The sequence below is a fragment of the Methanobacterium subterraneum genome (genome assembly GCF_002813695.1).
Taxonomy (GTDB): domain Archaea; phylum Methanobacteriota; class Methanobacteria; order Methanobacteriales; family Methanobacteriaceae; genus Methanobacterium; species Methanobacterium subterraneum.
The window spans coordinates 2,438,540-2,454,640 of sequence record NZ_CP017768.1; the positions used below are offsets into that span (position 1 = coordinate 2,438,540).

Annotated in this window: 14 protein-coding genes; 6 read left to right on the forward strand and 8 right to left on the reverse strand. The window is 39.1% G+C overall.

Annotated elements, in window-relative coordinates:
- Positions 1 to 211: 211 nt before the first annotated feature.
- From BK009_RS11905 to eif1A, 5 genes are all read right to left on the reverse strand, one after another.
- The gene (locus BK009_RS11905; RefSeq protein WP_100904828.1) at positions 212 to 1,267 is read right to left on the reverse strand and encodes a DNA topoisomerase IV subunit A; all 1,056 of its coding nucleotides are present in this window, start codon (positions 1,265 to 1,267) and stop codon (positions 212 to 214) included.
- Positions 1,260 to 2,825, reverse strand: a complete 1,566-nt coding sequence (gene top6B, locus BK009_RS11910) for a DNA topoisomerase VI subunit B (protein WP_100904827.1) — start codon at positions 2,823 to 2,825, stop codon at positions 1,260 to 1,262. The genes BK009_RS11905 and top6B overlap by 8 nt, the downstream gene beginning before the upstream one ends.
- Before the next feature lie 103 nt (positions 2,826 to 2,928).
- A complete protein-coding gene (locus BK009_RS11915) occupies positions 2,929 to 3,492 on the reverse strand; it encodes a KH domain-containing protein (RefSeq protein ID WP_100904826.1) in 564 nt (187 codons plus the stop codon).
- 58 nt (positions 3,493 to 3,550) lie between these two features.
- Entirely contained in the window at positions 3,551 to 4,321 is a 771-nt protein-coding gene (locus BK009_RS11920; RefSeq protein WP_100907447.1) for a serine protein kinase RIO, read from the reverse strand.
- A 232-nt stretch (positions 4,322 to 4,553) separates the two neighbouring features.
- Positions 4,554 to 4,865, reverse strand: coding sequence for a translation initiation factor eIF-1A (eif1A, locus tag BK009_RS11925; protein ID WP_100904824.1), 312 nt, complete (start codon positions 4,863 to 4,865; stop codon positions 4,554 to 4,556).
- A gap of 1,173 nt (positions 4,866 to 6,038) precedes the next feature.
- Between eif1A and BK009_RS11930 the strand changes: the two genes are divergently transcribed.
- Positions 6,039 to 7,271, forward strand: coding sequence for a molybdopterin-binding protein (locus BK009_RS11930; protein ID WP_100909661.1), 1,233 nt, complete (start codon positions 6,039 to 6,041; stop codon positions 7,269 to 7,271).
- Between the two features lie 166 nt (positions 7,272 to 7,437).
- Here the strand turns inward: BK009_RS11930 and BK009_RS11935 are convergent, their stop codons facing one another.
- On the reverse strand, positions 7,438 to 8,166 hold the full coding sequence (locus BK009_RS11935; protein WP_100904822.1) for a UPF0280 family protein: 729 nt from the start codon (positions 8,164 to 8,166) through the stop codon (positions 7,438 to 7,440).
- A 125-nt stretch (positions 8,167 to 8,291) separates the two neighbouring features.
- On the opposite strand from BK009_RS11935, the gene BK009_RS11940 reads away from it, so the two are divergent.
- The 5 genes from BK009_RS11940 to cgi121 all read left to right on the forward strand — a co-directional run bounded on the left by BK009_RS11940 (position 8,292) and on the right by cgi121 (position 13,511).
- The gene (locus tag BK009_RS11940) at positions 8,292 to 8,894 is read left to right on the forward strand and encodes a PH domain-containing protein (RefSeq protein ID WP_100907448.1); all 603 of its coding nucleotides are present in this window, start codon (positions 8,292 to 8,294) and stop codon (positions 8,892 to 8,894) included.
- A gap of 135 nt (positions 8,895 to 9,029) precedes the next feature.
- Positions 9,030 to 10,208 (forward strand): geranylgeranyl reductase family protein, encoded by a 1,179-nt coding sequence (locus BK009_RS11945; RefSeq protein ID WP_100909662.1) that lies wholly within the window; start codon positions 9,030 to 9,032, stop codon positions 10,206 to 10,208.
- Complete coding sequence (locus tag BK009_RS11950; protein ID WP_100909663.1) at positions 10,199 to 11,233, forward strand: TIGR01177 family methyltransferase; 1,035 nt, start codon at positions 10,199 to 10,201, stop codon at positions 11,231 to 11,233. The genes BK009_RS11945 and BK009_RS11950 overlap by 10 nt, the downstream gene beginning before the upstream one ends.
- 125 nt (positions 11,234 to 11,358) lie before the next feature.
- Complete coding sequence (locus BK009_RS11955; RefSeq protein ID WP_100904818.1) at positions 11,359 to 12,855, forward strand: (R)-citramalate synthase; 1,497 nt, start codon at positions 11,359 to 11,361, stop codon at positions 12,853 to 12,855.
- Positions 12,856 to 12,971: 116 nt separating this feature from the next.
- Entirely contained in the window at positions 12,972 to 13,511 is a 540-nt protein-coding gene (gene cgi121, locus BK009_RS11960; protein ID WP_205835895.1) for a KEOPS complex subunit Cgi121, read from the forward strand.
- 43 nt (positions 13,512 to 13,554) lie between these two features.
- Here cgi121 and BK009_RS11965 read toward each other — a convergent pair whose 3' ends face one another.
- Both BK009_RS11965 and BK009_RS11970 read right to left on the reverse strand, forming a co-directional pair.
- Complete coding sequence (locus BK009_RS11965) at positions 13,555 to 14,547, reverse strand: DegT/DnrJ/EryC1/StrS family aminotransferase (RefSeq protein WP_100909664.1); 993 nt, start codon at positions 14,545 to 14,547, stop codon at positions 13,555 to 13,557.
- A 196-nt stretch (positions 14,548 to 14,743) separates the two neighbouring features.
- On the reverse strand, positions 14,744 to 15,910 hold the full coding sequence (locus tag BK009_RS11970; protein ID WP_100909665.1) for an Nre family DNA repair protein: 1,167 nt from the start codon (positions 15,908 to 15,910) through the stop codon (positions 14,744 to 14,746).
- Positions 15,911 to 16,101 lie beyond the last annotated feature (191 nt).

Genomic DNA, 16,101 nt, shown 5'->3' on the forward strand with positions numbered 1-16,101 from the left:
TTGGAATATAATAAATTTTATGATATTAATTTTGAAAATATACAAGGACCATAGGGATTATTCGTCAATTAAAATAACTATAATCTATTATTGTAGTAATATAAAGCTTTAAATTAATTTAAAGATTGAAAACAGAATAAATTCCTGGGAAAAAGAAAAAAAATTTAGTATCAGCCTTTTTTTATTAAAAGACTGATTTGATTTGGAGTGTTTATTCCATTGCATCGAGTTTTTCAGGTAGGTATGTGTCAACCACGTACTCCAGTCCGTACTTAGAGAAGGACTGCTGTTCTGCTTTTTTCCCGATCTTGAGCATCTTCTTGATCTCCACCTGCCAGTGTTCATCCTTGTAACGGGGGTCCTTGGAGAGTTCTTTAAGCCTTAAAACATCAATATCTTTAAGGGGGTCGGTGGGAAGATCGTAGTTGATGATATCCGAGGCGGTAACCCCTAGGAACCGGGCATCTGGTGTTGCCAGCTGGTGGTTCACATGGGCCAGTTTGGCACTCCCACTGATGATAACCATGGCGATGTGGAATCCCCATGGGTCTCCGTCGTTACAAATGTAAACTGGGAGGTTAAGCTCTTCATTAACCCTTTTAAGAAAACGACGAGTTGCACGTGCGGCCTGGCCTTTCAAACCCACGATGAGAGTGTCAAATTTTTTGTAAGCATTTTCCTGTACCAGCCTGTGGAACATCCCCATGGTTTCCACGGCAATAACTCTTCGCACATCATGGTCAACGAATTGCACATCATCTATGGTGGGTGATATGGTGTAACCGGATTTACCAGATCTCAGGGCGTTGATCTCCACATCATCTTCCTGCATAGTGATTTTACCGTATACTGATGCCCCGTCTTCTTCAGGCATGAGGCCCAGATCTTCACGGGTCATTCCCAGGGTAACTTCCAAGTCTTCGCCCACGATGTTGGATTCCTGCTGGTCTCCAAAATCTACGTCCCATCCTTCAGAGACGTAGTACATCTCCCTTAAAGTGGCGGTTTTGTTACGGCGGACCAGGTCCTTGCAGAAGTTGGCAACGTAAACCATCTGGGCTATTTTAGTGATTTGTTTAACATTACCCAGGGATCGTTTCCCGTAACGATCTCCCAGTACGTAGTAACGTTTTTCAGTATCGTAGACTATGTTGGATGTTCCTCGGGAGGGAACTTTAATTGCTGGGACGTTGTTCTGTTGGACATCTTCCAGTATTATATCGCCCAGGCTTTTGAGTTTGTTAACGGCAATATCTTTCTTATTCATCTTGAACCACGCCTTCGTATTTTGATCTGCGTGTAACTTTAGCTAGCACTACATCGTATTCTGGAACATCTTTCTCGGCAAGCACTGCTGCCTCACGGATTATAACTGGAACCAGGTTTTCAAAGATCTTTGAACGCATTTCTTCTTCTTTTGCAGCTTTTTTAGCACGTATATATTTCTGCATGCTCCTGGCTATCTTCATGGTGGCTTGACGGACCTCATGGAGAATATCTGGCTCTGGGGCCACACTCTGCTTACCAGTGGAAAGGTAAGGTACGTTAGTGGAAACGATATTCACAAAAACAGTTATCGGGGCGTTATCCAAGTCTCTAATACCGTAACGTTTCCAGTCCACACTTTTAAGGGCTTCGGTAATGGCACAGCTACCCTGGTCAAAGGCCAGTGGAACCCGGTTGGCGAATCGCATGATCTCTGCCTTTCTCTGATCACCAACCATTCTTCCAGAATCTCCACCATAGCTAATACCTGCTTCTATGATGAAGGAAACACCTCCACGGAATGTTTTTGGCTTCCGGGTGGTGGTGGCCACGAATTCCGGATTTAAAATCTCCCTAATTCCCTTTTCTATCTGTTCTTTACCTATGGGTATGAGACCAGAGGTGGGTGGTGCCATGAAATCCATTTTGGCGAAGGTTTCCACGATCTGTTCGGCTTCCTCCCATTTCATGTCCTTGGGACGTTTGTTAAGGTCAATACCAGTGATCTCCTGGATCTCATTCACCCGTTTGGTGGACATCCTGGACAAATTACTGGTTAAAAGACTTCTGAAACGGCGTTTATCCGTATGTTTGGCCATGAATATCAAGTCATCAGCAGTAACTCCTTTAGGGTGGGGGAGTACTTCCTTAGGTAAAGGTGGGATGATGTCTGCGGCACGATTGAAGATGTATTTATGTCCGGTGGGGTCTCGGAAGGTGATTTTGGTATGGGGGTTGGCGATCATGGTCCGGCGGATGTACTCGTAGGCTCCCTGTTCTGAGAGGGAATAGGAGACATCTTTAAAGTGCAGTTCAAGGGAAACCCCGGTGGATTGCACTTCCACATCTTTCCTTTCTAAGACCAGCCCTTTGTTAGTTTTTACATCCATCTTAAAGGTCATTTCAACTCCTTTAAGCCGGTCACCCTCTTGATAACCAGATATAACCTTGGCTGGTTTACCAGTGGTCATTTGTGATAATAAAACACATCCACTGCACCCTAATCCCTGTTGACCACGCGACTGGATGTTCCTGAACTTGGAACCGGCGAACATGGTACTGAATACCTTGGTAATGAATGGCTCGGGGATTCCAGGTCCATTATCGGTGTGTCTAAGTATGTAATGATCTTTATCTAAACGTTTGAGGTCTATTTTTATTTCAGGGAGTATTCCTGCCTCTTCTGCAGCATCCAGGCTGTTGGTGATGAGTTCGTGGAATACCATAGTCAGGGACCGGATTTTACCGGAGAAACCCAGCATCTGTTTGTTTCTTCTGAAAAATTCTGATGCAGTAAGTTCTTTAAATTCCTCAAATAGTTCAGCTGCTTCTCGCTCCAAACTATGCCTCCTTTAAAATTTATTAATAATCCATCCTGATTTTGAATGGATTTTATTTTAGTTGTTATGTCTGTTGATTATCAACGTGGTGTATATTTTAATATTAAATGGGTGGGCCCATTTTTATTTCTCTTAATTTCATTTCCTGTTTTTTACGTTCCAGGAATGAGTAAACTGTTTTGTGACGGGCACCATCCAGGATCATCTCCACGGCTTCCTTGGCAATTTGCAAGTGTTCCATCTCTCCAATTAGGGAAACAGTTTTACCATAGATGGAAACATAGGTCCCGGTCATTTCAGTGATGATGTCTCTGGTTTTACCGTCTTTACCAATAATACGGCCTTTTTGCCTTAAAATAGCCTTTTTAGATTTCCCTACATAATCGGGTAGGTTGATGATTTCCAGCATCACATCATCATCAGTTAGTTTAAGGGCTATCTCGGGGTTAAAACCCCTACCAATGGCTTTAACCATGAAGCGAGCTTTCCATACTGCTAATGGGTCTTTAGCATCATCTTGTGGGGATATGGCTATGCTTCCGGCTTCGCTGTCCACATCAATACATGTTTCGGTGGTTTTTTCAATGATCTCTTTGGTTTTTCCGTGTGGTCCAATAAGTACTCCCACTCTTTCCTTTGGGATTTTCAGATATTCTGTGTTGGGCAAAATTTCACCTCGATTCCTAATGATATTACGTTATCCTTTAAGATATACTTTTCTATCCTCATAAATCCATAATCTTTCTTTTAATCTCATCATGGGATATTTCAATACCCATTTTTTTAAAATCTTTAATTAAGTTCTCTATATCCCGGTTTAGAAGCTCCAATGATATGGGATGATCAACCACTAAACCTTGGGACAAGTCTATTATCACTGGTTCATTTTCCTGCATAAGGATGTTAAAACCAGACAGGTCCCCATGAACCAGTTCTGCATCATTATAAAGCTTTTTAACATAATCTATTATTTTGTCAGCAACGTATTGCGGGTTGGAAATTTTTGACTGCCTCATTAAGCGTGAAGGGCTACCATTATCATCACCAATGAATTCCATAACCAGTACATTGTTTTTGGCAACTATTGGTTTAGGAACCCGTACTCCTGCCTCAGCTGCCCGGTTAAGGTTTTTAAATTCCTTTAAAACCCAGTTATTAATTAGCTGACGTTTACTATTGCTTCTAACATTGAAACGTGGGTCTCCCTGGATGTAGTACTGCATTTTCTTAAAATCCGATGTGGTGACCCGGTAGATTTTAACTGCAACTATTTTACCTTCAGAATCGGTGCCTTTAAAAACATTCGCCTCTTTCCCGGTGCTTATAGCACCATTTAAAAGGTGGATATACCCTTGATTAGCCAGTTTATACAGGGTTTTGAGGGTAATCCTATCAAAAACTTCACTACCCACTCGTTTATCTTCCACACTCTTCAGGCGTTTAACTTCTCTCATCTTCTGAAGGTTGATGTCTGATTTGGTTATTGGAGATTCCATAAAGAACACATCATTATATTCATTTAGAGTTGTTATTTCAAAGTTTCGAATCAATGGATGTATAACTGTGCTTTATGTGTCAAATGGAATAAAATAATGAAATAAATTCATAACTTTCGTAAAAGCTAAAAATTCATTTCGCAGTTAATCCTTCTAAAAATACGATTCAAGTTACAATGGAAGTCTTTTTCCTTTTGAAAAATGAGTATGTTCATTTTTAATGAACATTGGATTATAGTTTGAGGAATCCGCGACGTTCCAAGTAGTTTGACTCAGTTCTGGTATATCTCCAGATAACATCAGCTTTTTCATCACTCTGAAAAGCCCATGGTTTAATTAAAACAACGTCTCCTTCCCTTATCCATATTCTTTTTTTCATTTTTCCAGGAATACGGCAAAGCCTTATTTTACCATCGGCACAGCGCACTTTAAGTTTACCATGCCCCATGATCTGTTCAACTACTCCTGGTATTTCTCCCCTTCTAGGAGACCTTACCCTTCGTACTTCATGTGTTTGTGGACCGCGATTATTTCCTCTACTCAAATACTCTCCTCCTTTTATTAAGAATGATAATAGATAAAAGATCAATATCTGATTATAATTAGTATCACTGAATTTATTTTGATATGTGTTGGAAATTTTCCAATTTTTGATTATATCTAAATACTGGTTACTAATTGGCATTACTAAATGATCATTTAACCTTCTTTTTTATATTAGTGTTTTGATGTATATAAAAAAGAGCATTTTGGTTTTTTTTGAAAAGAAATCTTAAATGAATTGAATGTTAATCATATCCCACTAATGGAATATAATATGTTTGATGATTTAATAATTAATATAAATCATTTATTTAAATATTAAATTCAATTTTTCAACTAAAAATAATGTTTAATTAAGATATGATTTTTATAGAATAAAAAGACAGTGTAAACTGTGAAATTCCGGTGAATTTAATTCGAATATTAAATTAATACATTAAACGAAAAAAATATCCATGGAAAATTACTTTAATGGAAGAATTGAGAACTTATATAAGTTATATTAATTAGATACCAAAAAAAATATCTGTTAATCTGGATATTAATTGGCATAAATTAAGTTAACTTGTATACTAATCTTCTAATTAGTAAAAACCTTATAATGTTAAAATTGATTTAAGAAAAATTAGAGTTGAGTTGAGAAAATGGCAAAAGTGAAAGGAACTAAAAAAAGAACTAGAGCAAAACATGCAAAACCCGGAAACAAAAGAGGAAGAGGAGTTAAACATTAAAATTAAATAATATTAACCGTCAGAGTATTAATCCACTGCATATGGGTAAGTTCATATGGAAGTCTCGCAACGGTTTTTTGAATTTTTCTAAAGTTACTCCTAATTCTATTAATGTAAGTTTGCCGTGAGAGACAGTGATCTCTCCATTAACTTACATGAACCTGAAAAATCCTTATTTTATTGTAATATTAAATAATTTCCTTATTTTATTTAAAAGCATTAAAATTTTCTGATTGAATTTTAAGTATAGGCTGATTCATTTATAAAATTCGCCCAAAAAAATTTATTTTTAGCCATTAAATTCATAATTCCTTTTAATTAATTGATTCAGATTATGCCCTTTTAATGAGTAATGAATTATACTAATCTAGGGATGGGTTTATCTATAAAAAAAATAATATAAATGACAGAAATACTTTCAAATCCAGTTATGAGGTTGTGTCATGGGTAAAGAATTTTTAGATCTAATGGATCCAGATGATGTGAAACAAATTATAGGCTCCCTGAACATTGGACGAAGGGTTGAAACAGTTAATCTGGGTGATGCTCATCAACGAGTACTGGCGGGGGATGTTTACTCCACCATTGATCTGCCTCCCTTTGACCGAGCATCAATGGATGGATATGCTGTCCGTGCCCAGGATACATTCGGAGCTTCCGAGGATGACCCAATTACTTTAACATTGATCGAGAAGATCAGAGCAGGAGATGTGCCTTCTAAAAAAATAAAAAAGGGAACTTGCAGTGAAGTGGGTACCGGTGCGCCTATGCCAGAAGGCTCTGATGCTGTGGTAATGGTTGAAGTAACTGATATCCGGGAAAACAGAGTGGAAATACTGGAAGCAGTTACTCCCGGAACCAACCGGGCCCTCAGGGGATCTGACATTGAAAAGGGAAAATTCTTACTATCACTGGGCACCCTTCTAACCGCGGATAAAATAGGGGCTTTAAGTGCAATGGGGTTGAAAGAAATTCCAGTTTTTGCAAAACCAACTGTTGCAGTAATTTCCACGGGGAATGAACTGATAAAGCCTGATGAAGATCTTCGACATGGGAAGTTATACGACATTAACTCAGAATCCTTAGCTAACGCAGTTAAATCATGCGGATGCGTACCATTAGCTTCCAATATAGTTAAAGATGATTATAAGTCTTTAAAAAATAAAATTAATGCATATAAAAATGCTGATATTATAATAACTTCGGGAGGAACATCAGCTGGTGCAGGGGATGTGTTAAGTCAGGTGGTTGAAGATATGGGGGAAGTTCTGGTCCATGGAATTTCAGTAAAGCCTGGTAAACCCACCTTGATTGGAACTTTACCTGGCGAAAATGTTGATGTGGTTCTTTTTGGACTTCCAGGATACCCAGTATCTGCTTTAATGATCTTCCACGGATTCGTAGCCCCCTTTTTAAGGGAGATTGCCGGTGTTAAAGAACTCATGGAAAAAAGAGATGGATTCCTGCTCCCATTATCCCGGAGATATCACTCTGCCCGGGGAAGAAGCCATTATGTCCTGGTGAAAATAGAAGAAGATATTGCAGATCCCATATTAAAGGATTCTGGTGCAATAACTGCCCTGGCTGAGGCTGATGGTTACTTTGAAGTTCCCAAGAATGTGGAAATTATTGAAAAAGGTGAACAAATAAAAGTCATGCCTTTATCTGGTCTTTAGAAATCACATTAAGTTCAATTTTTGGCTCCTAGCAAAATCTGGATCCAAGACGGAATTTATACTTACCATAGCTCCCTATATTTTTCCCTTAAAATTAATGAAAATAATTTCTTCTCAATTTTAGTGTATTTTCTAATTTTAGGTTAAATCTAATTTTAATATAAAATCAATAAACATCGAAAAGATCCCCTAAAACTACTTTTTTATCAGTTTCCACCAGATCCGGGATTTTACCAACTGTCCCTGCTGATTCTCCCACTACCACCAGAACACCCCTAAGGTGCTCCCGAAATTCTTCGGCTTTAGCCAGGCAATTCTCTACCAACTCAACCTCCCCCTGGCCAGTGGCCCCATTGGCAATGGATGTAGCCAGGGCATCGGCAACACTGGCCGAAGAAGCAAACACAGTAACGGAATCTGCCTGGCCAAAACTAATTGAATGCCCCACTGTCCCGGATGAGGTGCAAATTCCCATAGCTTTTTTTCGGGGTTTGATCTTAAAACCGATCCTCCCAGAAAGGGATGAACTACCAGCATATAATCCCATTATCACTTCTTTATTAATTTTAAGGGCAATATCTCCCCCATTATCCACTATGGCATGTTGGGCATCGTGATTCAGTAGAAAATTCAGGGTGAGTTGGGATATTGTCCCCGCCACAGCAGCCATAGGTCCTACGCCAGCTTTACTTGCCGCATCTCCCATCATCTTCACTATTAAAGGAGTTTCAACAATTTTTAAGGGTTCCAGGCTTGTTTGGAATCCTGGATTCATTCGAATGTAACTTTTCAGTTCTTCCCTACACTTAGTGATAAAACTAAGTAGATATGGGGGTTCAACATCGGCTGTAAGTAATATGTTGGTTTCCTGGATCAGGATCCTTTTCTTTATCATTACCTAACCATTAGTTCCCGAATACAGATAAACTATTTAGATTGTGAAGTTTATACTACCCTAAAAAGTATTTATGATAGTTGTAAAGATGAAAAAAGTTTTCATGGAATGGTGGTATAAATACAATGTTTAACCGAAAGAATAATTCAAATCCAGGGGAGAGGGTAGTATTCCAGACCCGACCCAGATTTTTGGCCAACCTGAAATCAACCATTCTTAAATTAATAATCATATTACTGATATTTTACTTTTTCAGGAGTATAATGGCAGTAGCAATAAATCTACAAGAATATTTAGTGCAGATGGTGCAACTCCCCCTGATTCAAGCTACTTTCTACATTCTTGTGCTGATTATGATTCTGTTAATGTTATCCATAATCCTGGATGTGGTTTTGTGGAAGAAGAAGAAGTATCAGCTCACCAACCAAAGAGTGATCATTAAAAAAGGATTGATCAGGCGGAAAAAATCATACATACATTACAATAAGATCCAGGATATTGATGTCTATCAGGGTATCATGGACCGGATATTCTCAGCGGGAGACATAGAAATTTATGGAGGTCATGAACACACTAATATCCTCCTGGAAGATGTTCCCAATCCACGGGAAGTGGAAGACATAATTGACCGGCTTATGGGGGGTGAAGAAGTGGATTTCAAACCCCTACGAAGTAAAACATCCCAAAAATCCATTATTGAAGAATACGACCAAAAGTTTAAAAGATAGTCTGGTGAATATTGGAGTGATATGCCCAGGAATAGGTGTAGAATTCTGATTATTCCCAATTTTTCATAATTTTAATTTTACCTATTTTGAATTACAGAAATAAACTCTAAATAAAACTCATAATCTAAGATTGACATGAAAAACTATGACGTGGCAGTGGTAGGTGCCGGGCCAGTGGGCTCAACATTCGCCAGAATAATGGCTGAAAAAGGCTTTGAAGTAGCCATCCTTGAGAAAAAGAAGGAAATTGGTGTTCCACTTCAGTGCGCAGGCCTGGTGGGTAAAAGAATCAAAGAAGTAAATGTTTTGCCCAATGAATTCATCATTAACCCAGTTCACGGAGGATTTCTCCACTCGCCGGAAGATACGGTACTTTCGGTTAGTAAAGGAAAACCAGAAGCATACGTTCTGGACAGAGTAAAATATGATCAGTTTTTAGCTCATCTTGCAGAAGATTCTGGAGCGGAAATCCTCCTAAATCATGGGGTTGAGAAGATAGATTCAGTTAATGGGGTTATAAATCTTAAAAATAAGGAAAAAACCAAAATATCAGCAGGAGTTGTGGTTGGTGCCGATGGACATTCATCAATTGTTTCAAGTACCTTTAACCCCCTAGCAGAGTCTTTCCAGGCCGCCCAATACCTAATTGATGTGGGTGAAAAATGGTTTCAGACAAATTTTGTCCATCTTTATGTTGATTCTAGATTATCCCCCGGGTTTTTATGGGTTATACCCTTATCTGAAAGCACAGCCAGGGTGGGACTATTTGCTGATGCCAATTATCAGCAATTAACCATAATTCTCAACGAACTATTGAACAAACGCTCTGAACTTAGAGGAGCAACCATTTTAAAGAAGTATTATGGAGTTATACCCCGACATGATCCTCACAAGCAGTTGGTTAAAGATAGGGTTATTCTACTGGGTGATGCGGCATCCCAGGTTAAACCTACCACTGGCGGTGGTCTTATTATGGGATTTACCAGTGCAGAAATAGCATCAAGGGCAGTTTCAAAGGCACTGGAAGTTGATAATGTGGAAATACTTACTGATTATAATAAACAGTACCAGGAACGATTCAAAAAAGAGTTGAAAGTACAGTTAATGGTACACAAGATATTCAAATCCCTCAATGATGATAATTTGGAATATATGTTCCAAAAACTGAAACAGGAAGGTGCAGAAGATATTATCTCCCATTATGGGGATATAGACACCCAATCCACTCTGGTTAAGGAAATGTTCAAGAGGGGTATTATTTTTTCTATTCTGCCTAAAATGCTATCCTGGAGGATATCCAGCCTATGGAAATAGCTCTATTACTATCCAAGGAACACCCCACTCTTCCCCTGGCAGAGGTGAGAGCAGTTTTAGAATGCGAGGGGATAAAATACTACATTAAAGAAAAACAGGAAGGACTTTTAATCCTGGAAATTCCATTAGAATCTCCAGAAAACATGTCAGGGATAATTAAAAGACTCTCTTTTACTCATGAAGTATTTCAAATTCTTATAGAGGTTGATGAAGAGCAGTTATTGGGCAAAACTAAAGAATATCCATGGGATAATATTGTTAAATCGGATTATGCAGTCCGTGTTAAAAAAATGGATAAAAAATCCCACTTCAACACTTCAAAACTAGAATGGGAAATGGGAAGTATTATCAAAGACAATGTGGCCTCAGAAATAAGGGTAAATCTGGAGAATCCTTCCACTTTCATTAGAACTGTTTTAATAAATGGCAAAGCCTTTGTGGGACAACGCATGGGTCAAATATCTAAAAAACACTTCTTTGACCTAAAACCCCATAAAAGACCATTTTTTTATCCGGGATCAATGAGTCCTAAACTGGCCCGGGGCATGGTAAATTTAACCAGAATAAGAATGGGTGAAACATTGCTGGACCCCTTCTGTGGAACGGGTGGAATACTTATTGAAGCAGGAATCATCGGAGCCCGGGTCATAGGGACTGACATAGATTATAAAATGGTAAAAGGAAGTATAGAAAACCTTCAGCACTGTGGAATTCATGATTATCAGGTTTTCCAGGAAGATGCCCGGAAACTGGAACTTCCCAGTAAGGTTGATGCCATAGTAACCGATCCTCCCTATGGTATATCTGCATCAACCCGTGGAGAGAAAAGTCAGGATCTATATCAACAATCAATGCAATCTTTACAGGAATTACTTAAGGAAGATGGCCATATGTGCCTGGCTACCCCTCATTATCTGGATCTGGATGGGGTGCTGGAGGGTACAAAATTTAAAATAATAGAACAGCACCACATAAGAATGCATAAAAGTTTAACCAGAGTCATATCAGTCCTGGCTAAAATTTAATACAAATTTATCTCATAAATTTTAAAACAGATCTTCCAAACAAAGGTCTGGTACATAAAACTCTAATTTAATATAAAAATCTCTAATTACACATTTTTTAAATCACTTATGAATTGGTGATCCTTATGAAAGCCAGAATATTTGATACCACCCTTCGTGATGGTGAACAAACCCCGGGAATATCCTTAACACCGGATGAAAAGCGTTTAATAGCTAGAAAGCTGGATGAATTAGGAGTTGATGTTATTGAGGCTGGTTCGGCTATTACATCTGAAGGGGAGAGGGAAGGTATTAAAAAGGTAACTTCTGAGGGTCTTTCAGCGGAAATATGCAGTTTTGCACGGCCAGTTCAGGCCGATATTGATGCTGCACTGGAATGTAATGTGGATAGCATCCACCTGGTGATTCCCACCTCAGACCTCCACCTGGAATACAAGCTGCGTAAATCAAGGGAGGAAGTGAAGACCATGGCTGTGGAATCAACCCAATACGCCATGGATCATGGTTTATTGGTAGAATTATCAGCAGAAGATTCTACCCGTAGTGATATGGACTATCTCAAAGAAATATTCAATGCAGGCATAGATGCCGGGGCAGAACGTATCTGTGCCTGTGACACGGTGGGAATGCTCACTCCTGAACGTTCCTATGAATTCTACAGCCAACTGGCAGAATTAAAAGCCCCATTAAGCGTACATTGCCACAATGACTTTGGACTGGCTGTTGCAAATTCATTAAGTGGGTTAAGGGCTGGTGCAACCCAGGCCCATGTAACTGTAAATGGAATAGGGGAAAGGGCTGGTAACGCATCCCTTGAAGAACTTGTGGTTTCCCTGTATTCATTGTACGATGTTAAAACCCAAGTGAAACTCCAGATGTTATATGAAGTTTCTAAAATGGTGGCCAGAATAACCGGAATATATTTACAGCCCAATAAGGCCATTGTTGGTGAAAACGCATTTGCACATGAATCAGGAATCCATGCCGATGGTGTGATGAAGAAAGCGGAAACTTATGAACCCATAACGCCCGAACTCGTGGGGCACAAACGTCGTTTCGTTATGGGTAAACATGTGGGCTCCCATATAATAAAAGAACGGATCAATGAGATGGGATTCCGGGTTGACCAGGAAAGATTCTCCCAAATATTCAATCGAATAAAAGCACTGGGAGACATGGGAAAATGCGTCACTGATGTGGATTTACAGGCCATATCTGAGGATGTAATGGGAGTAATGGCAGAAAAACCAGTGGAACTCCAGGAATTAACCATAGTATCTGGAAACAAGGTGATTCCCACGGCATCGGTAAAACTAAAAATCGGGGATGTAGAAAAATTAGAGGCTGGAGTAGGTGTGGGGCCGGTGGATGCTGCCATTGTTGCCATCAAAAAATCCATAGCTGATGTTGCCAATATAGAATTTGAAGAATATCACGTGGATGCCATAACCGGAGGAACTGATGCACTTATTGATGTGGTGGTAAAACTTAAACACGAGGGTAAAGTGGTAAGCGCCAGAAGCACCCAACCCGACATTATAAACGCCAGTGTAGAAGCATTCCTTGCTGGAATAAACAAAGTTTTAACTGATAAAAAGCTTAAAGAGTCTGGGAAGGATTAAATAATCTGAATATTAATTATTCCCATTAACTTATTTTTTTTAGGGTGAAAAGTTCATTTTAAAGGAGATTCATTTTAACTATTTACATGTTTAGTAACATATCCTGGAGAATTAGAATGGACAATGCAATAAATCAACACAATTTCATGAACCATAATATACAGATATCTGGTTTTAAAGGGGAAATAACCGACACAAAAGAGATAATGGATTATTTAATGGATATTAGTGTAGAATGTAACAGTGGGAAGTGTACCATTCAACTAATAAATGCTCGGGGCATAGCTGGGGAGAAACATATCTTACAGGCAACATTACAGGCAATTAAAGCCTTTGAAAGGAATAAAAACATGGCAAAAGACCTGGGACTTGAGATATGCGTCCGAGCATCTGCTCAGAGGCAGATATCCAGAGCGCTTAAGATTTTAGGTATAGGCAATGGAAAAATGGATATATGTATGGTGGCAGTGGACTGTGATGAACAGGTCCAAAAGAAGGTGGGAGAAATTCTGGGTGAAAGAAACCACCAAGTTCTAAAGCCGGATGTAAATTCACTGCAGGAATTGTATGAGATTTCCCCCGAGGAAATAGAAAGCGCAGGAAATATTGAACGGGTTATGCTGGAAAGAACCGCTCTTTTAAATCTTGAAATATAGATTTTTTTGGAAAAATTCATTTCTTACCATTCAATATCATATATTATTCATTATTGAATGGATTATCAAGGATATTTGCTATGATTCCCGCTATTTCCAAGAGATTATCCTTTTTAAGACATTGAATATCCAAATTTTTAATTTCTAAACATACGCCCGGCTGATTCATCCGATCGTAACGGGGGCAAGTGCTGATCATACCTCCGCCTTCCACTTTTAGGGTTGATCGCAGTGCCTGGCCAATTTTTTTAGGGTCATCATGGGGAATAGCAATGTTAATTCCCCTCTTATCAGGGTGTAAAACAGTTTCAATTTTCTTTTTCAGAAATTCACAAGCCTCAATGGTTTTAATCAAATTCAGAGGGGCTTTTTTAATCTCTTCTACCAGGCCAGCACAGGTCACTGGGCTGCTTTGGAGGGTTTTTAGGATGAAACTAGCATCATTAAAGATTCTGGGATTATTGGTGGATATGAAACCACCATTACCCAGGTTAATTATCTTTGGGGATCCAGTGGATGCCACAATGATATGGGAATGATCACCACAGGCCAGATTCCTTTCAGGATCGCCCACTGAACCAGAAGCATCTTCCACCAGAATTATCCCATTATCTTCACAGATTTCATAGATATCCTTAACTGGTTGTTCAACCATGTAACCCGCAAAACTGGTTAAGAAAAGAGATTCAGGGCTCTTAGTTTTTAAATGTTCTTCCAGTGTTTCTGGTTGGATAACTCCCATCACTGTAGGTATATGAACAACTTCAAGCCCGTAAAATTCTGCTATCTTCTGAAATCCACTCCAACCCCCCTGGTCTGGAATCATAACTGACCCCTTCATAGTGCTCATGGCTGCCATAATGGCTGCATTACCACTACCCAGTACCCGGGCGTGTTCATGGTTTGTAATCTTTTTTATACTTTCTTCGGCAGTTTTTTTAAACTCATTACTCCTGACCCGGTTTCCAAGCTCTAGAGAGGCATCACACATGGCCTTCCTGGCTTCTGTTGATGGCATTTTAAAGAAGAGTTCCATTTAATCACTTTAAATCTTCAAATATTGAACATAACCGATAAATTATAATTTTACCAGTGTATTTATTATTTTTTAATCATTTAAATCCTTATTATAATTACTTAAATTCACCAATATTAACACCAATACTAAATTAAATCTTTAAATTCCGTTATAATTCAGGTTTTCCTATAATCTCTTATTAAACTATCTCTCATCATGATTTAAAGTAAGAATCCAGGGTGGTCTGTCTGGACCGGAGAATATCTTGCAATAGATCACTTCTTTTTATGAAACTATTAATCGGAAGTTTCAAACGGGTGTCAATATAGGTAAGAGCACTCTTCATATCCTCAAATTCCAGATAAGGTTGTGCCATGGCATTTCTAACATTTTCCCTAACATTAAACACACCAAGGGGCACATATCCTGAGTAAGCCTCCCTAAGCACAATCACTCCTGCCTGGTGTTTCTCATGGGCTAACGCCTCTAAAACTGCCATTTTGCAAGTGTAATAACATCCTCCGACCCTAGAATACTCTTTTTTACCATTATAGTTTTCATAATCTGAGAATATGAGTTTTTCCTTCCCTAAAACTTCTAGAAATGCTTCCATCCATTCATATTGCCAGGGTGTGGGGAGTAAGAGCACTGCATAATAATTCTGCAGGCTCTGGAATTGGTAAACCCGATGAACATCCACTAAATCGTAGTGTTTCACTTCCTTAAGTAACTGATTCCCAATGGTACTGTCACAGGCAGTGATGGACCATCTGGTGGGAACCAGGCGTCTGCACTTATCCACACCCATAGTACCCACAGAGAAGGCCTTTTGCATATGGGAAAAAGGCACATCTTTTCGGTGCAAATCCATAAGTGCCTCCCGAGCCCGGAGATCAGTATCATAAAATACCTTCTCCAGTTCACGATCCCAGCGGACGTTATCAATCTCAAACTTCTCTAAAATAGCACTTGGTCCATGTGGGGCCTGATATTCGCTAAATGAAACACCCCTTGGTTTTTTCCAGAACTCAGCTTCACTATCAATGGATCCTGAAGCCAAAGAGATTTCCTGAAGCTTTTCCACCATCCGATTATCCAGATCAGTGATTCCAATCATCTTCTTTCCCCGAACCAGACTCATACGGTAGGAAATAATATCCTTCTGGCTTTTATCACCAGGAATCCATGCTTCAGGGGTGTCCATGATGGCCGTGTCACCGGATACTGGGGAGATCATGGGCCCTGCGTATACTTTAGGATAATTCCAGCTACCTATAAATACCGAGGGTGGTGTGCTTCCCTCCAATTCCTTACCCACCTCAACTGAGGGTATCTGGAACTTGGAAGTCAGCTTTTTAAGGTAACTTTTCTTACCCATCATAATATTTAGATCATCTCCCCTTTTTAAAAAGATTTTAGTCAGCAGATGAGAACTAATAATCAAACACTGGCATATAACCAGCTAAATCAGTAATAACATAATCTTATTAATTCAATTAAACTCACCTTCAGGGATATCCACAAAAATATTCACTTACTATAATGAATGTTCAATGTTTTTATCCCATGTTT